At 52.6% G+C, this 20,700-nt stretch carries 17 protein-coding genes; 6 read left to right on the top strand and 11 right to left on the bottom strand.

Annotation, left to right across the window (positions count from 1 at the left end):
• The first annotated feature begins 89 nt into the window (after window positions 1-89).
• Window positions 90-1,190 (top strand): tRNA (uridine(54)-C5)-methyltransferase TrmA, encoded by a 1,101-nt coding sequence (trmA, locus tag ACK8NJ_RS22475; protein WP_000187046.1) that lies wholly within the window; start codon window positions 90-92, stop codon window positions 1,188-1,190.
• A 39-nt stretch (window positions 1,191-1,229) separates the two neighbouring features.
• On the opposite strand, the gene ACK8NJ_RS22480 is transcribed toward trmA, so the two are convergent.
• Together ACK8NJ_RS22480 and fabR are read right to left on the bottom strand one after the other, a co-directional pair.
• Window positions 1,230-1,589: a YijD family membrane protein gene (locus tag ACK8NJ_RS22480; RefSeq protein ID WP_000806411.1), complete on the bottom strand. Its 360-nt coding sequence runs from the start codon at window positions 1,587-1,589 to the stop codon at window positions 1,230-1,232.
• Window positions 1,589-2,239, bottom strand: a complete 651-nt coding sequence (gene fabR / locus ACK8NJ_RS22485) for an HTH-type transcriptional repressor FabR (protein ID WP_001309117.1) — start codon at window positions 2,237-2,239, stop codon at window positions 1,589-1,591. Before fabR ends, ACK8NJ_RS22480 begins: the two co-directional genes overlap by 1 nt.
• A 331-nt stretch (window positions 2,240-2,570) precedes the next feature.
• Here fabR and sthA point away from each other — a divergent pair, with 331 nt between their 5' ends.
• A complete protein-coding gene (gene sthA / locus ACK8NJ_RS22490) occupies window positions 2,571-3,971 on the top strand; it encodes a Si-specific NAD(P)(+) transhydrogenase (protein WP_001120810.1) in 1,401 nt (466 codons plus the stop codon).
• On the opposite strand, the gene oxyR is transcribed toward sthA, so the two are convergent.
• The 4 genes from oxyR to argC form a co-directional block, all read right to left on the bottom strand.
• A complete protein-coding gene (gene oxyR / locus ACK8NJ_RS22495; protein ID WP_001025939.1) occupies window positions 3,954-4,871 on the bottom strand; it encodes a DNA-binding transcriptional regulator OxyR in 918 nt (305 codons plus the stop codon). The two genes, sthA and oxyR, sit on opposite strands and share 18 nt — an antisense overlap.
• A 266-nt stretch (window positions 4,872-5,137) precedes the next feature.
• The gene (gene argH / locus ACK8NJ_RS22500) at window positions 5,138-6,511 is read right to left on the bottom strand and encodes an argininosuccinate lyase (protein WP_001230093.1); all 1,374 of its coding nucleotides are present in this window, start codon (window positions 6,509-6,511) and stop codon (window positions 5,138-5,140) included.
• A gap of 60 nt (window positions 6,512-6,571) precedes the next feature.
• Window positions 6,572-7,348, bottom strand: coding sequence for an acetylglutamate kinase (gene argB, locus ACK8NJ_RS22505; protein ID WP_001306634.1), 777 nt, complete (start codon window positions 7,346-7,348; stop codon window positions 6,572-6,574).
• Window positions 7,349-7,355: 7 nt separating this feature from the next.
• Window positions 7,356-8,360, bottom strand: coding sequence for an N-acetyl-gamma-glutamyl-phosphate reductase (gene argC / locus ACK8NJ_RS22510; protein ID WP_000935367.1), 1,005 nt, complete (start codon window positions 8,358-8,360; stop codon window positions 7,356-7,358).
• Window positions 8,361-8,513: 153 nt separating this feature from the next.
• Between argC and argE the strand changes: the two genes are divergently transcribed.
• The 4 genes from argE to ACK8NJ_RS22530 all read left to right on the top strand — a co-directional run bounded on the left by argE (window position 8,514) and on the right by ACK8NJ_RS22530 (window position 15,644).
• Window positions 8,514-9,665 (top strand): acetylornithine deacetylase, encoded by a 1,152-nt coding sequence (argE, locus tag ACK8NJ_RS22515; RefSeq protein ID WP_001306635.1) that lies wholly within the window; start codon window positions 8,514-8,516, stop codon window positions 9,663-9,665.
• Between the two features lie 411 nt (window positions 9,666-10,076).
• Window positions 10,077-12,728 (top strand): phosphoenolpyruvate carboxylase, encoded by a 2,652-nt coding sequence (ppc, locus tag ACK8NJ_RS22520; RefSeq protein WP_411961993.1) that lies wholly within the window; start codon window positions 10,077-10,079, stop codon window positions 12,726-12,728.
• A gap of 182 nt (window positions 12,729-12,910) precedes the next feature.
• Complete coding sequence (locus tag ACK8NJ_RS22525; protein WP_000556307.1) at window positions 12,911-14,644, top strand: phosphoethanolamine transferase CptA; 1,734 nt, start codon at window positions 12,911-12,913, stop codon at window positions 14,642-14,644.
• Between the two features lie 148 nt (window positions 14,645-14,792).
• Complete coding sequence (locus ACK8NJ_RS22530) at window positions 14,793-15,644, top strand: AraC family transcriptional regulator (protein WP_000274639.1); 852 nt, start codon at window positions 14,793-14,795, stop codon at window positions 15,642-15,644.
• Here the strand turns inward: ACK8NJ_RS22530 and ACK8NJ_RS22535 are convergent.
• From ACK8NJ_RS22535 to ACK8NJ_RS22555, 5 genes are read right to left on the bottom strand one after another with little or no spacing between them, the layout of a single operon-like run.
• Window positions 15,631-15,972 carry a PTS fructose-like transporter subunit IIB gene (locus tag ACK8NJ_RS22535; protein ID WP_000323842.1) on the bottom strand — a complete coding sequence of 114 codons (342 nt, stop codon included), beginning with the start codon at window positions 15,970-15,972 and terminating at the stop codon, window positions 15,631-15,633. The two genes, ACK8NJ_RS22530 and ACK8NJ_RS22535, sit on opposite strands and share 14 nt — an antisense overlap.
• A gap of 1 nt (window position 15,973) precedes the next feature.
• Window positions 15,974-16,852: a [formate-C-acetyltransferase]-activating enzyme gene (locus tag ACK8NJ_RS22540; protein ID WP_000204142.1), complete on the bottom strand. Its 879-nt coding sequence runs from the start codon at window positions 16,850-16,852 to the stop codon at window positions 15,974-15,976.
• Window positions 16,818-19,115, bottom strand: coding sequence for a formate C-acetyltransferase (locus ACK8NJ_RS22545; protein ID WP_411961994.1), 2,298 nt, complete (start codon window positions 19,113-19,115; stop codon window positions 16,818-16,820). Before ACK8NJ_RS22545 ends, ACK8NJ_RS22540 begins: the two co-directional genes overlap by 35 nt.
• A 50-nt stretch (window positions 19,116-19,165) precedes the next feature.
• The gene (locus ACK8NJ_RS22550) at window positions 19,166-19,486 is read right to left on the bottom strand and encodes a PTS fructose-like transporter subunit IIB (protein WP_001521843.1); all 321 of its coding nucleotides are present in this window, start codon (window positions 19,484-19,486) and stop codon (window positions 19,166-19,168) included.
• A 14-nt stretch (window positions 19,487-19,500) separates the two neighbouring features.
• Entirely contained in the window at window positions 19,501-20,580 is a 1,080-nt protein-coding gene (locus tag ACK8NJ_RS22555) for a PTS fructose transporter subunit EIIC (RefSeq protein ID WP_001004463.1), read from the bottom strand.
• Window positions 20,581-20,700: the final 120 nt, after the last annotated feature.

Genomic DNA, 20,700 nt, shown 5'->3' on the forward strand with positions numbered 1-20,700 from the left:
GTAGCTCACAAATAGGAATTCATCAAGATCTGGACATCTGATGAGCAATCCCTACAATCGCCGCGTACTTTAATTTTTCAGGATACATCATGACCCCCGAACACCTTCCAACAGAACAGTATGAAGCGCAGTTAGCCGAAAAAGTGGTACGTTTGCAAAGTATGATGGCACCGTTTTCTAACCTGGTTCCGGAAGTGTTTCGCTCGCCGGTCAGTCATTACCGGATGCGTGCGGAGTTCCGCATCTGGCACGATGGCGATGACCTGTATCACATCATTTTCGATCAACAAACCAAAAGCCGCATCCGCGTGGATAGCTTCCCCGCCGCCAGTGAACTTATCAACCAGTTGATGACGGCGATGATTGCGGGTGTGCGTAATAATCCCGTTCTGCGCCACAAGTTGTTCCAGATTGATTACCTCACCACGCTGAGTAATCAGGCGGTGGTTTCCCTGCTGTACCATAAGAAGCTGGATGATGAGTGGCGTCAGGAAGCGGAAGCCCTGCGCGATGCACTGCGAGCGCAGAATCTGAATGTGCATCTGATTGGTCGGGCAACGAAAACCAAAATCGAGCTGGATCAAGATTACATCGATGAACGTCTGCCAGTCGCAGGGAAAGAGATGATCTACCGTCAGGTAGAAAACAGCTTTACCCAGCCGAACGCGGCGATGAATATTCAGATGCTGGAATGGGCGCTGGACGTAACCAAAGGCTCAAAAGGCGATTTACTGGAGCTGTACTGCGGCAACGGTAACTTTTCATTAGCACTGGCGCGCAATTTTGATCGGGTATTAGCCACCGAAATCGCTAAGCCGTCGGTCGCTGCCGCGCAATACAACATTGCCGCTAACCATATTGATAACGTACAAATTATTCGTATGGCGGCAGAAGAATTTACTCAGGCGATGAATGGCGTACGCGAGTTTAACCGCCTGCAAGGGATCGATTTAAAGAGTTATCAGTGCGAAACCATTTTTGTCGACCCACCACGCAGCGGTCTGGACGGTGAAACCGAGAAAATGGTGCAGGCGTATCCACGTATTCTGTATATCTCCTGCAATCCGGAAACGTTATGCAAGAATCTGGAAACATTAAGTCAGACGCACAAGGTCGAACGTCTGGCTCTGTTTGATCAGTTCCCCTACACGCACCATATGGAGTGCGGCGTATTACTGACCGCGAAGTAAAACCCATGCCGGATGCGCCAGCATCCGGCATGATACCGATTACTCAGCAACTTCCTGCTTACGGTTACGCATCTTCGCGCCAATCCAGAACACCATAATGACGGAGAGTACTGCCGGGAAGAAGTTAGAGCCGATATCCGGATATTCCGCACGAACTACCGTGCTGTACAGCAGTACGCCGAGAATAAAACAGGCAGCTGCCAGACCCGGCAAGCCTACCGGCATGGTGCGATTAAGATAACGTTGATGCAGGCAGTAAACCGTCAACACCAGGGAAATAATCGGGAATACAGAAAATGGCACAATGGAGCTAAACAGCGCTGCGAAAGTACCATTAATCGATAAGCCAGCAACCAACGCCAGCAGCAGCGTACCTCTATCTTGATTTGCTTGTTTCATTACTCGTCCTTCACATTTCCCGGAATAATTGCGGTTTTCTCTTGTTCACGGCGATACCAGTAATAAGCCCCTTTCGAAATCATTCGCAGTTGCAGTACCAGTCGCTCTTCTAATTGCCGACGTTGTTCGACGCCGACATCCAACGCCTCGGCCCCCGCGCTGAAGACAATTGTCACCATGGCTTCGGCTTGCGCTTCAGTAAACGCACGCGGCATATGGTTTTCGAGTTCCAGATAGTCCGCAAGTTCCGCAATGAAGTGCTGAATTTCACGCGCAACGGCGGCACGAAACGCAGCGGAGGTACCGGAGCGTTCCCGCAATAATAACCGGAAGGCGTTAGGATTATTACCGATGAACTCCATAAATGTGGAGACCGAGGTGCGGATCACACTCCCGCCTTTGGCGATACGCTGACGCGCCTGACGCATGAGTTGGCGTAGCATTAAACCGCTCTCATCAACCATGGTCAGACCCAGTTCGTCTACGTCGCGGAAATGCCGATAAAAAGAGGTGGGAGCAATGCCCGCTTCACGCGCCACTTCACGCAAACTCAGGCTGGCGAAGCTGCGTTCAGCACTTAATTGGCTAAATGCGGCTTCCACCAGCGAACGGCGGGTTTTTTCTTTTTGTTGCGCTCTTACGCCCATCACGATGTCTGAATCCTTGCCAAAAGTACTGCTGGCACTATACCAGAGAATGAACATACTGGATTGCTCCAGTGTTGTGAATGAACGGTAACGCAATAAAACATATTTACTGCAATTCTTTGGCCGGTTCTTTTACGTACAACGGAAACCTGCCGCTTAAACGGAGAGTATCGTCGATAAAAATCCAATAAAACGTTCAGGGCAAAAGTAAGAAACAGACAAAGCAAAGGCCGCTCACGATATAGCCAGATAAATGACGGGGATCAATTGGCTTACCCGCGATAAAATGTTACCATTCTGTTGCTTTTATGTATAAGAACAGGTAAGCCCTACCATGCCTCATTCCTACGATTACGATGCCATAGTAATAGGTTCCGGCCCCGGCGGCGAAGGCGCTGCAATGGGCCTGGTTAAGCAAGGTGCGCGCGTCGCAGTGATCGAGCGTTATCAAAATGTTGGCGGCGGTTGCACCCACTGGGGCACCATCCCGTCGAAAGCCCTCCGTCACGCCGTCAGCCGCATTATAGAATTCAATCAAAACCCACTATACAGCGACCATTCCCGACTGCTCCGCTCTTCTTTTGCCGATATCCTTAACCATGCCGATAACGTGATTAATCAACAAACGCGCATGCGTCAGGGATTTTACGAACGTAATCACTGTGAAATATTGCAGGGAAACGCTCGCTTTGTTGACGAGCATACGCTGGCGCTGGATTGCCCGGACGGCAGCGTCGAAACACTAACCGCTGAAAAATTTGTTATTGCCTGCGGCTCTCGTCCATATCATCCAACAGATGTTGATTTCACCCATCCACGCATTTACGACAGCGACTCAATTCTTAGCATGCACCACGAACCGCGCCATGTACTTATCTATGGTGCTGGAGTGATCGGCTGTGAATATGCGTCGATCTTCCGCGGTATGGATGTAAAAGTGGATCTGATCAACACCCGCGATCGCCTGCTGGCATTTCTCGATCAAGAGATGTCAGATTCTCTCTCCTATCACTTCTGGAACAGTGGCGTAGTGATTCGTCACAACGAAGAGTACGAGAAGATCGAAGGCTGTGACGACGGTGTGATCATGCATCTGAAGTCGGGAAAAAAACTGAAAGCTGACTGTCTGCTCTATGCCAACGGTCGCACGGGTAATACCGATTCGCTGGCGTTACAGAACATTGGGCTGGAAACTGACAGTCGCGGACAGCTGAAGGTCAACAGCATGTATCAGACCGCGCAGCCGCACGTTTACGCGGTGGGCGACGTGATTGGCTATCCGAGCCTGGCGTCGGCGGCCTATGACCAGGGGCGCATTGCCGCGCAGGCGCTGGTGAAAGGTGAAGCCACCGCACATCTGATTGAAGATATCCCTACCGGCATTTACACCATCCCGGAAATCAGCTCTGTGGGCAAAACCGAACAGCAGCTGACCGCGATGAAAGTGCCATATGAAGTGGGCCGCGCCCAGTTCAAACATCTGGCACGTGCACAAATCGTCGGCATGAACGTGGGCACACTGAAAATTTTGTTCCATCGGGAAACAAAAGAGATTCTGGGCATTCATTGCTTTGGTGAGCGTGCTGCCGAAATTATTCATATCGGTCAGGCGATTATGGAACAGAAAGGTGGCGGCAACACTATTGAGTACTTCGTCAACACCACCTTTAACTACCCGACGATGGCGGAAGCCTATCGGGTAGCTGCGTTAAACGGTTTAAACCGCCTGTTTTAACACTTTATCGAAATGGCCATCCATTCTTGCGCGGATGGCCTCTGCCAGCTGCTCATAGCGGCTGCGCAGCGGTGAGCCCGGACGATAAACCAGGCCAATAGTGCGGCGTGGTTCCGGCTTAATACACGGCAAATAAACAACCCCATCGCGTTTGCGCTCCGGCGGCACAGCCAGCGCAGGCAGTAAAGTGATCCCGCTACCTGCCGCCACCATGTTGCGCAGAGTTTCCAGGCTGGTCGCGCGGAAGTGTGTATCTTCATCCGCCCCGGCTTCAAAGCAGAAACCCATTGCCTGATCGCGCAAACAGTGACCATCTTCCAGCATCAGCAGTTTTTCCCCTGCCAGATCGGCCATCGGTACGCATTCGCGGTTCGCCCACGGGTGATCTTCATAGATAGCCAGCAGCATTGGTTCATCAAACAATGGCACTTCAATGAATGCTTCGCTCTCTTTCACCAGCGCGAGGATCACGCAGTCAAGTTTGCCACTGTCCAGTTGCGCCAGTAACTGGTGGGTCTGTGCTTCATGCAGATACATTTCCAGCTTTGGAAAGGTCTGGTGCAGCATCGGGATAATATGCGGTAGCAGGTACGGTCCAACCGTGGGAATCAAACCAATATGCAGCGGTCCGGACATCGTCTCGCCCTGCTGGCTTGCCATCTCTTTAAGGACTTTCACCTCACGCAGCACGGTACGCGCCTGATCCACCAGCAGCATTCCCGCCTGGGTGAACAACACTTTACGGCTGGTCCGCTCCAGCAACATCACGCCCAACTCATCTTCCAGCTTACGAATTTGCCCGCTAAGCGTCGGCTGGCTAACGTGGCAGGAATCTGCCGCACGCCGAAAATGGCGGTGTTCGGCCAATGCCACCAGGTACTCAAGATCACGAATATTCATTATCCATCCTCCATTGCCACGATAGTTCGCGGCGATAGGTAGCATAGCAACGAACGATTATCCCTATCAAGCATTCTGACTGATAATTGCTCACAGAAACGGAGCGGCACCTCTTTTAACCCTTGAAGTCACTGCCCGTTTCGAGAGTTTCTCAACTCGAATAACTAAAGCCAACGTGAACTTTTGCGGATCTCCAGGATCCGCTTTTTTTTGCCATAAAAAAGCCCGGCGATAAGCCAGGCTCAAATTTGTACATATAAATGTTCTTACCCCAACCGCGCCTGCGCAAAAGCAATCGCCTGCGCCACCTGCTGCGGTGAGACACCGCCTTTTGCCGCACGCTTGTCGAGGCACGATTGTAGCGACAGAATCGGATAGACATCTTCGCCAATCACCTGACTGAATTTCTGCAACTCACTGAGCGGTAGTTCTTCCAGCGGTTTGCCCTGACGAATGGCTTCCACCACCGCTTCACCAACAATATGGTGCGCCTCGCGGAACGGTACGCCTTTCGCCACCAGGTAATCCGCCAGTTCAGTGGCGTTGGCGTAACCCTGCTGAGCCGCTTCCTGGCAACGCGGACGTTTCACCTGAATGCCGTCCAGCACCAGCGCCGCCATATGCAGGCAGTCCAGCCAGGTATCGAGCGCGTCGAACAGACCTTCTTTGTCTTCCTGCATATCTTTGTTGTAAGCCAGCGGCAAACCTTTCAGCGTCATCATCATGCCGGTTAACGCGCCCTGCACACGACCGCATTTACCGCGAATCAGCTCCAGCGCATCCGGGTTTTTCTTCTGCGGCATCAATGATGAACCAGAAGTCACGCGGTCAGAAAGCTCGACAAACCCCGCTTCGCCGGTGTTAAAGAAAATCAGATCTTCAGCAAAACGCGACAGATGCACCATGCCGATAGCGGCAGCAGACAGCAGTTCCAGCACGTGGTCACGGTCAGAAACGCTGTCGAGACTGTTACGGGTCGCTGAGGCAAATCCCAGCCAGCCTGCTAATTGTTCACGGTCGATTTCATAGGCCGTTCCCGCCAGCGCGCCACAGCCTAGCGGGCTGACATCCAGACGCTTAAGTGCATCCTGCAAGCGGCTTTCATCACGCGCCAACATCTCAACATAGGCCAGGCACCAGTGCGCGAACGTCACCGGCTGGGCGCGTTGCAGGTGAGTGTAACCTGGCATCACCGCGTCCTGATTGTTTTGTGCGGTTTCCACCAGCGCCGATTGCAGCTGCCGGTTAGCCGTCAGCAACTCGCTAACGGTATCTTTGCACCACAGTTTCAGGTCAGTCGCTACCTGATCATTACGGCTACGCCCGGTGTGCAGTTTTTTGCCTAACTGACCCACTTTGTCGATCAGTTTGCCTTCCACCCAGCTATGGATATCTTCGGCGTCGCTTTCAAGGATTTGTTGTGGCCTGGCGCGAACATCTTCCAGCAGCACGTTCAGCGCCTCTTCCAGTTGCGCCTGTTCTTCTGCGGTCAACACACCGACCGTTACCAGGGCTTTGGACCAGGCCACAGAGCCAACAATATCCTGCTCCGCCAGACGGTAATCAAAACGCAGTGAGTCGTTGAATTGTTTGAACCGTTGATCTGCTGCCTGGGTAAAACGCCCGCCCCAAAGTGCCATAACTCTGTTTCCTTATTTTGAAATTCAATGCCGGAAAGCTGCGCCTCCGGCCAACAAAACTTAAGCTAAAATCCGCGTACCCATCGGCATACCGTTAAACAGTGCCGGAAGTTGTTCCGCATGACGCCAGGAAGCGATATCTACCGGACGGCCCAACGTGCGCGCAGCATCCAGCGCCGCGTTCACTTTCACTATCATGCCGTCAGTAATAATGCCCTGCTCAATCAGTTGTTCTGCTTTCGCGGCAGTCATTTCGGCAATGCGTTGCCCTTTGCCGTCGAGAATGCCGCTGACGTCGGAGAGCAAAATCAGATCCGCGCCCAGCGTTGCCGCCAGCGCCGTTGCCGCCTGATCGGCATTGACGTTCATCAGTTGCCCTTCGTCTGTTACGCCAATGGAGCTGACCACCGGCAGATAACCGTTCTCCAGCAACGTGTTGATAAGCTTAGGCGAACCTGGCTGCGCCAGTCCAACATGGCCTAACTCTTCATCAAGCTGGATCACTTTGACGCTGTCGCCGTCACCGAGAAACAAACCTACGGACGCAATCTGATGTTTCTTCGCCCATGCCAGCAGGGTTTTATTTGCCGTTCCCGCCAGTGCTCCGGTGATAATGTTTATCTGATCCGCTGGCGTCACCCGCAGGCCATTTTTCTTTTTCACCGGCAGATTCAGCCCTTTCATCAGCTCATCCACCACGCAACCGCCGCCGTGCACAATCACCAGCGGACGCTGATGTGACTCACGATAATTCACCAGTGCGCTAAACAGACGTTCCAGCGCCTCTTCACTATCCAGCAGTACGCCGCCCAGTTTGATAATTAATGGATTCATCATTGCACCCTTAAATAAGAGACTGCGTTTCCGCATAGCCGAAACGAATATTGGCGCACTGTACCGCTTGTGCCGCCGCGCCTTTCAGTAAGTTGTCTTCGGTCGCCACAATGATCAAATGCTCGCCCTGAACGGCAAACCCGATATCGCAAAATGGCAGCCCAACGACATTTTTCAGCGCCGGAACGCCTTTGTCATACAGCCGCACCAGCGGTTTATGGGCATACGCCTGCTGTAACGCTTGCGCGACTTGCGCCTGGGTCACACCCGATTTCAGGCGGCAGGTAATGGTTTCGAGAATGCCGCGCGGGAAATTGCCCAGATGTGGGGTGAAGATAACGTCAGCACCGAGGTGTGTGGCGATCTCTGGTTGATGGCGATGAGTAAAGACGCCATACGGTTGCAGGCTAACTTCACAAAAACTATTTGAAATCGCTGCCTTACGTCCTGCACCGCTCACGCCGCTGGTGGCGTTGATCACCGGCCACTGATTGAGGTCAAGAAGATCGGCATCAATCAACGGTTTCAGCGCCAGCTGTGCCGCCGTCGGATAACAGCCTGGCACGGCAATCAAGTTCGCTTCTTTTAATTTATTACCGCACCACTCGGCCAGACCGTAGGCTGCCTGTTCCAGCAGTTCCGGATACTGATGGGTAAAGCCGTAATATTTTTCATAGAAGGTGGCGTCGTTAACACGAAACGCGCCGGAAAGGTCGAACACCACGCAGCCCGCTTCAAGAAATTGCGGCGCTAAATCGTGGCTAACTTCATGGGCGGTGGCGAGAAACACCACGTCCACCCCTGGGCTAAACTCGCTGATATCCGACATCGGCTGCAACGGCAGATCAACGATGCCTTTTAGCTGCGGATGCAAATCGGAGATTAACTTTCCCGCATCATTGCTTTGCGCTGAAACAGTCAAAGCGGTTATGTTCATATGCGGATGGCGATTTACATAGGTCACTAGCTCTGCGCCAGCGTAGCCGCTGGCACCCACAATCAGCGTATTCAACATCGGGGCTATTCACCTTCTTATGTCTGGTTGCCAGGTTAAACGTAAAACATTCACCTTACGGCTGGTGGGTTTTATTACGCTCAACGTTAGTGTATTTTTATTCATAAATACTGCATGAATATTGATACTATCATGACCAGAGGTGTGTCAACAATGAAAAACAAATTACCGCCATTTATCGAGATTTACCGTGCTCTGATTGCCACACCTTCAATAAGCGCCACGGAAGAGGCACTCGATCAAAGCAATGCAGATTTAATCACTCTGCTGGCGGACTGGTTTAAAGATTTAGGCTTCAATGTGGAAGTGCAGCCTGTGCCAGGAACTCGCAACAAATTTAATATGCTGGCAAGTACCGGACAGGGGGCTGGCGGTTTGTTGCTGGCGGGGCATACCGATACGGTGCCATTTGATGACGGACGCTGGACGCGCGATCCGTTTACACTGACGGAGCATGACGGCAAGCTTTACGGCTTAGGCACCGCCGACATGAAAGGCTTTTTTGCGTTTATCCTTGATGCGCTACGCGATGTCGACGTCACGAAACTGAAAAAACCGCTCTACATTCTGGCGACTGCCGATGAAGAAACCAGTATGGCAGGAGCGCGTTATTTTGCCGAAACTACCGCCCTGCGCCCGGATTGCGCCATCATTGGCGAACCGACGTCACTACAACCGGTACGCGCACATAAAGGTCATATCTCTAACGCCATCCGTATTCAGGGCCAGTCGGGGCACTCCAGCGATCCAGCACGCGGAGTTAACGCTATCGAACTAATGCACGACGCCATCGGGCATATTTTGCAATTGCGCGATAACCTGAAAGAACGTTATCACTACGAAGCATTTACCGTGCCATACCCTACGCTCAACCTCGGGCATATTCACGGTGGCGACGCTTCTAACCGTATTTGCGCTTGCTGTGAGTTGCATATGGATATTCGTCCGCTACCTGGCATGACACTCAATGAACTTAATGGTTTGCTCAACGATGCATTGGCTCCGGTGAGCGAACGCTGGCCGGGTCGTCTGACGGTCGACGAGCTGCATCCGCCGATCCCTGGCTATGAATGCCCACCGAATCATCAACTGGTTGAAGTGGTTGAGAAATTGCTCGGAGCAAAGACCGAAGTGGTGAATTACTGTACCGAAGCGCCGTTTATTCAAACGTTATGCCCGACGCTGGTTCTGGGCCCTGGCTCAATTAATCAGGCTCATCAGCCTGATGAATATCTGGAGACGCGGTTTATCAAGCCCACCCGTGAGCTGATCACCCAGGTAATTCACCATTTTTGCTGGCATTAAAAAAGCAAATCAGGCTGATGACAAAGCCATGCAAGCGCACGGACAGTCCCCTCGCCCCTTCGGGGAGAGGGTTAGGGTGAGGGGAAAACCGTGCCCATACTGACCCGTAAGCGAGTTTGTCAGCAATCTCAAATGATGCCCAAATGGTAACTACAACTCATAACTCTTTGGTGTTACTCGAGGCGATTTTTTAACATTCCCATAAGTTACGCTTATTTAAAGCGTCGTGAATTTAATGGCGTAAATTCCTGCTATTTATTCGTTTGCTGAAGCGATTTCGCAGCATTTGACGTCACCGCTTTTACGTGGCTTTATAAAAGACGACGAAAAGCAAAGCCCGAGCATATTCGCGCCAATGCGACGTGAAGGATACAGGGCTATCAAACGATAAGATGGGGTGTCTGGGGTAATATGAACGAACAATATTCCGCATTGCGTAGTAATGTCAGTATGCTCGGCAAAGTGCTGGGAGAAACCATCAAGGATGCGTTAGGAGAACACATTCTTGAACGCGTAGAAACTATCCGTAAGTTGTCCAAATCTTCACGCGCTGGCAATGAGGCTAACCGCCAGGAGTTGCTCACCACCTTACAAAATTTGTCGAACGACGAGCTGCTGCCCGTTGCGCGTGCGTTTAGTCAGTTTCTGAACCTGGCCAACACCGCCGAGCAATACCACAGCATTTCGCCGAAAGGCGAAGCTGCCAGCAACCCGGAAGTGATCGCCCGCACCCTGCGCAAACTGAAAAACCAGCCGGAACTGAGCGAAGACACCATCAAAAAAGCAGTGGAATCGCTGTCGCTGGAACTGGTCCTCACGGCTCACCCAACCGAAATTACCCGTCGTACACTGATCCACAAAATGGTGGAAGTGAACGCCTGCTTAAAACAGCTCGATAACAAAGATATCGCTGACTACGAACACAACCAGCTGATGCGTCGCCTGCGCCAGTTGATCGCCCAGTCATGGCATACCGATGAAATCCGTAAGCTGCGTCCAAGCCCGGTAGATGAAGCCAAATGGGGCTTTGCCGTAGTAGAAAACAGCCTGTGGCAAGGCGTACCGAATTACCTGCGCGAACTGAACGAACAACTGGAAGAGAATCTCGGCTACAAACTGCCCGTCGAATTTGTTCCGGTGCGTTTTACCTCGTGGATGGGCGGTGACCGCGACGGCAACCCAAACGTCACTGCCGATATCACCCGCCACGTCCTGCTACTCAGCCGCTGGAAAGCCACCGATTTGTTCCTGAAAGATATTCAGGTTCTGGTTTCTGAACTGTCGATGGTTGAAGCGACCCCTGAACTGCTGGCGCTGGTCGGCGAAGAAGGTGCCGCAGAGCCGTATCGCTATCTGATGAAAAACCTGCGTTCTCGCCTGATGGCGACACAGGCATGGCTGGAAGCGCGCCTGAAAGGCGAAGAACTGCCAAAACCAGAAGGTCTGCTGACACAAAACGAAGAACTGTGGGAACCGCTCTACGCTTGCTACCAGTCACTTCAGGCGTGTGGCATGGGTATTATCGCCAACGGCGATCTGCTCGACACCCTGCGCCGCGTGAAATGTTTCGGCGTACCGCTGGTCCGTATTGATATCCGTCAGGAGAGCACACGTCATACCGAAGCGCTGGGCGAGCTGACCCGCTACCTCGGTATCGGCGACTACGAAAGCTGGTCAGAGGCCGACAAACAGGCGTTCCTGATCCGCGAACTGAACTCCAAACGTCCGCTTCTGCCGCGCAACTGGCAACCAAGCGCCGAAACGCGCGAAGTGCTCGATACCTGCCAGGTGATTGCCGAAGCGCCGCAAGGCTCCATTGCCGCCTACGTGATCTCGATGGCGAAAACGCCGTCCGACGTGCTGGCTGTCCACCTGCTGCTGAAAGAAGCGGGTATCGGCTTTGCAATGCCGGTGGCTCCGCTGTTTGAAACCCTCGATGACCTGAACAACGCCAACGATGTCATGACCCAGCTGCTCAATATCGACTGGTATCGCGGCCTGATTCAGGGCAAACAGATGGTGATGATTGGCTATTCCGACTCAGCAAAAGATGCGGGCGTGATGGCAGCTTCCTGGGCGCAATATCAGGCACAGGATGCATTAATCAAAACCTGCGAAAAAGCGGGTATTGAGCTGACGTTGTTCCACGGTCGCGGCGGTTCCATTGGTCGTGGCGGCGCACCTGCTCATGCGGCGCTGCTGTCACAACCGCCAGGAAGCCTGAAAGGTGGCCTGCGCGTGACTGAACAGGGCGAGATGATCCGCTTTAAATATGGTCTGCCAGAAATCACCGTCAGCAGCCTGTCGCTGTACACCGGGGCGATTCTGGAAGCCAACCTGCTGCCACCACCTGAGCCGAAAGAGAGCTGGCGTCGCATTATGGATGAACTGTCAGTCATCTCCTGCGATCTCTACCGTGGCTACGTACGTGAAAACAAAGATTTTGTGCCTTACTTCCGCTCCGCTACGCCGGAACAGGAACTGGGCAAACTGCCGTTGGGTTCACGTCCGGCCAAACGTCGCCCGACCGGTGGCGTTGAGTCACTGCGCGCTATTCCGTGGATTTTTGCCTGGACACAAAACCGCCTGATGCTCCCCGCCTGGCTGGGTGCAGGTACGGCGCTGCAAAAAGTGGTCGAAGATGGCAAACAGAGCGAGCTGGAGGCTATGTGCCGCGATTGGCCATTCTTCTCGACGCGTCTCGGTATGCTGGAGATGGTCTTCGCCAAAGCAGATCTGTGGCTGGCGGAATACTATGACCAACGCCTGGTAGACAAAACACTGTGGCCGTTAGGTAAAGAGTTACGCAATCTGCAAGAAGAAGACATCAAAGTGGTGCTGGCGATTGCCAACGATTCCCATCTGATGGCCGATCTGCCGTGGATTGCAGAGTCTATTCAGCTACGGAATATTTACACCGACCCGCTGAACGTATTGCAAGCCGAGTTGCTGCACCGCTCCCGCCAGGCAGAAAAAGAAGGCCAGGAACCGGATCCTCGCGTCGAGCAGGCGTTAATGGTCACTATTGCCGGGATTGCGGCAGGTATGCGTAATACCGGCTAATCTTCCTCTCCTGCAACCCCTCGTGCTTTTGCGCGAGGGTTTTCTGAAATACTTCTGTTCTAACACCCTCGTTTTCAATATATTTCTGTCTGCATTTTATTCAAATTCTGGATATCCCTTCAGATATCCTTAAGGAATTGTCGTTACATTCGGCGATATTTTTTTCAAGACAGGTTCTTACTATGCATTCCACAGAAGTCCAGGCTAAACCCCTTTTTAGCTGGAAAGCCCTGGGTTGGGCACTGCTCTACTTTTGGTTTTTCTCTACTCTGCTACAGGCCATTATTTACATCAGTGGTTATAGTGGCACTAATGGCATTCGCGACTCGCTGTTATTCAGTTCGCTGTGGTTGATCCCGGTATTCCTCTTTCCGAAGCGGATTAAAATTATTGCCGCAGTAATCGGCGTGGTGCTATGGGCGGCCTCTCTGGCGGCGCTGTGCTACTACGTCATCTACGGTCAGGAGTTCTCGCAGAGCGTTCTGTTTGTGATGTTCGAAACCAACACCAACGAAGCCAGCGAGTATTTAAGCCAGTATTTCAGCCTGAAAATTGTGCTTATCGCGCTGGCCTATACGGCGGTGGCAGTTCTGCTGTGGACACGCCTGCGCCCGGTCTATATTCCAAAGCCGTGGCGTTATGTTGTCTCTTTTGCCCTACTTTATGGCTTGATTCTGCATCCGATCGCCATGAATACGTTTATCAAAAACAAGCCATTTGAGAAAACGTTGGATAACCTGGCATCGCGTATGGAGCCTGCCGCACCGTGGCAATTCCTGACCGGCTATTATCAGTATCGTCAGCAACTAAACTCGCTAACAAAGCTACTGAATGAAAATAATGCATTGCCGCCACTGGCTAATTTCAAAGACGAATCAGGTAACGAACCGCGCACCTTAGTGCTGGTGATTGGCGAGTCGACCCAGCGTGGACGCATGAGTCTGTACGGTTATCCGCGTGAAACCACGCCGGAGCTGGATGCGCTGCATAAAACCGATCCGAATCTGACCGTGTTTAATAACGTGGTGACGTCTCGTCCGTACACCATTGAAATCCTGCAACAGGCGCTGACCTTTGCCAATGAAAAGAACCCGGATCTGTATCTGACGCAGCCGTCGCTAATGAACATGATGAAACAGGCGGGTTATAAAACCTTCTGGATCACCAACCAGCAGACGATGACCGCCCGCAATACCATGCTGACGGTATTTTCGCGCCAGACCGACAAGCAGTACTACATGAACCAGCAACGTACACAGAGTGCGCGTGAATACGACACCAACGTGCTGAAGCCGTTCCAGGAAGTGCTGAATGACCCTGCGCCGAAGAAACTGATCATCGTTCATCTGCTGGGTACGCATATCAAATACAAATACCGCTACCCGGAAAATCAGGGCAAGTTTGATGGCAATACCGATCATGTTCCGCCGGGATTAAGCGCAGAAGAACTGGAGTCATATAACGATTATGACAACGCTAACTTGTATAACGATCATGTGGTTGCCAGCCTGATTAAAGACTTTAAAGCAGCAGACCCGAACGGTTTCCTGGTTTACTTCTCTGACCACGGTGAAGAGGTTTACGACACGCCGCCGCACAAAACTCAGGGGCGTAACGAAGACAACCCGACGCGTCATATGTACACCATTCCGTTCCTGCTGTGGACGTCGGAAAAATGGCAAGCGACTCATCCGCGTGATTTCTCACAGGATGTTGATCGTAAATACAGCCTGGCGGAACTGATCCACACCTGGTCAGATTTGGCGGGCTTATCTTACGACGGTTACGACCCAACCCGTTCAGTGGTGAATCCGCAGTTCAAAGAAACTACCCGCTGGATTGGTAACCCGTACAAGAAAAACGCGCTGATCGATTACGACACGCTGCCGTATGGCGACCAGGTAGGTAATCAGTAAATGACCTTTGTATCGCGTCTGGCGCTATTTGCCGGATGCGATACTGTCGCAATGTTTACATCGAACTCCCCTCAGGCCACACTTTTCAGGTGGCCTTTTTTAATAATGCCAGTTACTGTTTTCCCGTCTACATACCTAAGGGAATAACATGTATCACGACGTCAGCTATCTGCTCTCCCGCCTGATCAACGGCCCGCTGTCCCTGCGCCAGATTTACTTTGCCAGCAGTAACGGCCCGGTGCCCGATCTTGCGTATCAGGTCGATTTTCCACGACTGGAAATTGTGCTGGAAGGTGAGTTTGTTGATACCGGCGCTGGAGCAACGTTAGTTCCCGGCGATGTGCTGTACGTTCCCGCTGGTGGCTGGAATTTTCCACAATGGCAAGCCCCCGCCACTACCTTTAGCGTGCTGTTTGGCAAACAGCAACTCGGCTTCAGCGTCGTGCAATGGGATGGTAAACAATATCAAAATCTGGCGAAGCAACACGTCGCCCGACGCGGCCCACGCATAGGCTCTTTTCTGCTACAAACGCTCAATGAAATGCAAATGCAGTCGCAGGAGCAGCAAACGGCAAGGCTTATCGTCGCCAGCCTGCTTAGCCACTGCCGCGATTTGCTTGGCAGCCAAATCCAGACCGCCTCACGCAGCCAGGCACTGTTCGAAGCTATTCGTGATTATATCGACGAACGCTATGCCTCCGCGCTTACCCGCGAATCTGTCGCACAGGCATTCTATATTTCGCCAAATTACCTCTCGCACCTGTTTCAAAAAACGGGGGCCATTGGTTTTAACGAATACCTGAATCACACGCGACTGGAGCACGCTAAGACGTTATTGAAAGGCTATGACCTGAAGGTAAAAGAAGTGGCGCACGCCTGCGGCTTTGTCGACAGCAACTACTTCTGCCGTCTGTTTCGTAAAAATACCGAACGCTCACCGTCGGAATATCGTCGGCAGTACCACAGCCAACTGACAGAAAAACCGACTACTCCAGAATGAGATGGGTTTGCTGCGGCGCAGAAAGCACTTTGCGTACCGCGCTCATCACCCGCTGCGGCTCACGAAGGAAAGCGTAGATGCTGCATTGCACACAGCGGCAATGTTCAAATCGCTCAGCACCGGCAAGCTCGATATCCGTAATTAACAGCGCAACATCCGCCCGGCGGATATCCTCGTCCGCTAAACGATTCTCCGTTCCCAGCGCGCCCTGAGTTTCAATGCTGACGCCCCACTTCTCTAACAGGCACAACTTTTCCAGCCGTTCCGCCGCCATATAAGTATGCGCCACGCCGCTTACGCAGGCGGTTACTGCCACCAGGTATGCCATTTTAACCTCCCACGGTAACCTGAAATCCGGCCTGTTCTGCCATTTCGCGCATCGTTGCCACATCAGCTGACGACGGCGCAGGCACCTCTTTCATCGACCATGTTTTCCCCAGCAGGCGGTATTTCGGTTCGCCGTACTGATGAAACGGTAACAGATGGATCTGCCTGATATTCAGCGGGATCAGCACGTCCAGCGCCTGCTGCATATTCTCCCGGCTGAGCGTAAAACCAGGGATCAGCGGTAAACGCGGGATCACGTTGACGCCCTCACTCACCAGCAAACGCAGATTCTCCAGCACGCGTGGCAGGTTCATCTTCACCACATCCCGCGCCTGAGTCGCGTCCATAATTTTTAAATCGAACAACACTTCATCGCACAATTTCGCCAGCGGTAACAGCTTGCTGGCTGGCGCGTCTCCGGCAGTTTCAATGGCACATGACACACCCCACAACCGCAGCCGCTGTAAAAAACGGGTAGCAAACTCCGCCTGCATTAACACTTCGCCGCCAGAAAGCGTGACGCCGCCGCCGGACGTGCGAAAGAAAATGTCATCTTTCATCACTTCCCGTTCCAGCGCGTCAAGGCTGATATCGCGGCCAATCCGTTCAAACGCCCCGGAGGGGCATTCATCCGCATCACGCAAACATTTCGCACAGTGCAGACATTTCGCCTCTCTGCGTACCGTCTGGATTTTGCCGGAGATCGACTCCGGATTAGCACACCACGGGCAAAGATGCGGACAGCCTTTAAAAAAGACCACCGTACGAATGCCCTCGCCGTCATTCAGTGAATAACGCTGAATGTTGAAAATGCGCGCCACATCATTGCGGCGCGTTTCCACAACGTTACAGCTGATGCGCTGTCCGGCAGATGATGTCATCCTGGATCTCCTTCGACAATTCGACAAAGAAGGCGCTGTATCCGGCAACGCGCACCACCAGCCCGGCATAATCTTGTGGGCGCTGTTGCGCTTCCCGCAACGTGTCGGCGTTCACCACGTTAAACTGAATGTGTTGTAACTTAAGCTGGGTAAATGCCCGTAAGAAGTCGGCCAGTTTGCGTAATCCCGCTTCACCTTCCAGGGTCGCCGGAGTGAATTTCACGTTCAGCAACGTACCGTTAGACAGCAGCGTATTATCGAGCTTACTGACTGACTTCAGTACCGCCGTTGGCCCTTGTGCGTCCTGACCCAGCATAGGTGACAAGCCGCCGTCTGCCAGTTGTTCCCCGGCAAAACGACCGTCTGGCGTCGCGCCAACCACCGATCCCAACGGGACGTGAGCAGAAACGGTATACGATCCCGGCGTGAAGTAGCCGCCGCGCGGGTTCTGGTATTTTTCCACTTCTTTGCAGTAGTGGCGTAACAGTTCGGCGCTGATGTTATCCACCTCGTCGATATCGTTACCGTATTTCTCGAAGCGGTTAATTAAGCGAGCACGGACTTTTTCGCCTTCTGGCGTTGCGAAGTTGGCTTTTAATACCGACAGCAATTCGTCAAAACTTAAACGCTGTTGCTCAAAAACCATACCTTTCAACGCATGGAGAGAATCGCTCAGGTTGGCGATACCGATCCCCTGTACGCCGGAGAAGTTATAACGCGCACCGCCATCGGTAATATCGCGGCCTTTTTCCAGACAATCGCTGATAAACGATGAGAGCAGCGGTACAGGTGCCCAGTCACGGTGACCGATATCGCAAATATTGCTGCCCTCAACCATCAGGGTGATGTAGTGGCTGATCTTGGCGCGGATCTGCTCCAGTAAACCTTCATAAGTCAGCGCAGCATTGCCTTCATTTTCATGCAGGCAGATTTCCATCACTTTCAGCAGATTAAACATCGCGATGTCATGCAAGCCGTAGGTTCTGCCGGGAATAGATAATTCCACACAGCCCACTACGGAATAGTCGCGTGCATCTTCCAGCGAAACGCCACGGTTGAGGAACGCTGGCACCACCACTTCATCGTTAAAGATTTGCGGAATACCGGTGCCGAGGCGAATGGTTTCTGCGGTTTTCATCAGGAACGGCGTGTCGATCAAGGCGTTAGTGCGCACGCCGAGGTTCGGTTGCGGTAATTGCACGCTTTGATAAGCGTCAAGGCAAAGGAACGAAAGCACGTTCACCGCGCTACGTCCGTTCTCGGTTAACCCGCCGAGCAGTGCGGTATAGCCGGTCGGGAAACCGGCGAAATAACGCGCGCTACTGGTGGAGCGCAACAGCACGATGTCGTTGCATTTCACCCATAAAGATTCGAGCAGTTCTTTCAGGAACGCCGGATCTTCGCCCTGGGTTAATGATGCCTGATAGAACGGCAACATATACTGGTCGAAGCGCCCCAACGATAGTGAACTGGCGTTGGATTCGTATTGCAGAATGATGTTCATGTACCAGAATAACTGGCACGCCTGCCAGAACGTCTGCGGCTTATGTTCGGCGTTATGGCGGGAGATCTCCGCAATAGTCAGCAGTTCTTCGCGACGCTGGGCATCAGTGCAGCTTGCCGCCATCGTTTCCGCCAGTTCGGCGTAACGCAAAATGTGTTTCTGCGAGGCTTCGAGCAGTAACAGCGCTGCCTGATAAAAGTGATTCTCCGGCTGTTGCTGACAATGTTGCTGCATCTGCGCTACCAGCTCACCCAGCCCGTGATTCAGCAGGCGCGGGTAATCAATAATAATGTGCCCCTGGCCTTTATCCGTCTGGTTGATGCTGAAAATCTGCGTGCTGGTCGCGGCTTTTACTTCATCCGTCATCTGCCCGTTAATGAAATCTTTCATCGAACGTTTTTCCCAGTACGGGAACAACTCTTCACGGTAGATACGTTTATCTTCTTCGCTGATAGCAAAGCGGTCCTGCGGACGCGTCGGGAATTGATCCAGCTCTTTCAGCAGCCAGTAAGGGTCCATTTCCGGCGACATAATCCCGGCGCGCGGTTTTACGGTGCGGTTACCGGCAATCAGTTCTTCATCACGAATCGAAATTTCAACATGTTCAAGGATATACGCTGTTGCTTTCGCCCGGCGCAATATCACCGGTTCGCCTTCGGTTTGCCGATGGCTGGCGGTATAAAGCAGCGCACGCTCCAGCGAGATTTCACGGGTATTGGCAAACAGTGCAGTTTTGAGGCGAGAGATACGATTCGTCATGAGGAACTCCTGTGGGAAAGCGAACCCGCCCTTACGGGCGGGATAAGAACTTAAACGGTTTGTGCCAGGTGAGCTTCAATTTTGCTCATAATGGCATCAGCGCGTTTTACCGCGTCGCTGATGTTGACGCGCACGATGGTCTTGCCAGCAAAACGCTCTTCAAACTTGATGCCGATATCTTTGGTCAGAATCACCATATCGGCGCTCGCCACGTCTTCCGCTGTCAGTTCATTTTCCAGACCAATTGACCCCTGGGTTTCTACTTTCACTTCCCAGCCTTTCGCTTTCGCGGCACTTTCCAGCGCCTCTGCCGCCATATAGGTATGGGCAACACCAGATGGACACGCGGTTACTGCAATAATTTTCGTCATGGCTCGTTCCTCAATTAATTAATTTCAAAATCCAAATCCAGGTCGTCTTCTTTTTCATCAGTCGAAGACCCATTTTTACGCGCCAGACTTTTCAGCACGTTCACGCAGACTGCCGTCACCACTGCTCCGACAGCCACTGCTGCGATATAACCCAGCTTGCCTTCAACCACCGGCAGCACAATCAGACCACCCCAGCCTGCATAGCACTGTGCACCGACCAGTGCCGCAGTTACCGCACCACAAACTGAACCGACCATGATGGAAGGAATAACACGCAGCGGATCGGCAGCGGCGAAAGGAATCGCCCCTTCAGTAACCCCAACGCACCCCATCACCAGCGCCGCTTTACCGGTTTCGCGCTCTTCTGCGGAGAAATTTTTACGACCAATCAGCGTCGCCAGCCCCATCCCCAGCGGCGGAATACAAATACCCACGGCAGCAATGGCCACCACGGTATAAACACCCTGAGCAACGCAAATCAGCATGAAGGCATAGGCCACTTTGTTAACCGGACCGCCCATATCGAACGCCAGCATCAGGCCCATGATCACCGCCAGCATAACAATGCTGCCCTGCTGCATCCCCTGAAGCCACTGGGTCAGGCTGTTGGTCAACGCCCCCACCGGCTCGCCCAGCCCCCACATCATGACGCCAGCGGTAATCAGTGTGCCGACGATAGGAATAATGAAGATTGGCATCACCGAGCGCAGAACTTTATGCACCGGAATTTTCTTCAGGTAATGCACCACGATGCCGCCGATAATCCCGGCGATCAGCGCACCAAAAAAACCCGCACCAAAGCTGTTACCGACCCAGGCACCGATAGCGCACGGGGCCAGCGCAGAGCGTTCTGCAATGGAATAACCGATGTAAGCGGCGAGGAAAGGCACCATCAGCGTCAAACCTGCAACGCCGATATCAAACAGTTTTTTCAGATTCGGATCGGCGACGGCATCCGGCACTGCGCCTTTGCCATACAACATGACGGAAACCGCCAGCAAAATACCGCCCGATACCACGAAGGGAATCATGTGTGAAACGCCCGTCATTAAATGCTGACGGGTATTTTTCAGGATCTGCACCAACTCATTCATAAGCTGCTCCCGGGCTTGCGAAAGCCCATGTCCATATTTTTGATGGAAGAAACAATAGGCAATCGCAGGCGGAGCAAACAGTGGATAAAAAGGCCATTTACTGGACTTTTGTAATATCAG

The sequence above is a fragment of the Escherichia sp. F1 genome (assembly GCF_046764225.1).
Taxonomy (GTDB): Bacteria; Pseudomonadota; Gammaproteobacteria; order Enterobacterales; family Enterobacteriaceae; genus Escherichia; species Escherichia coli.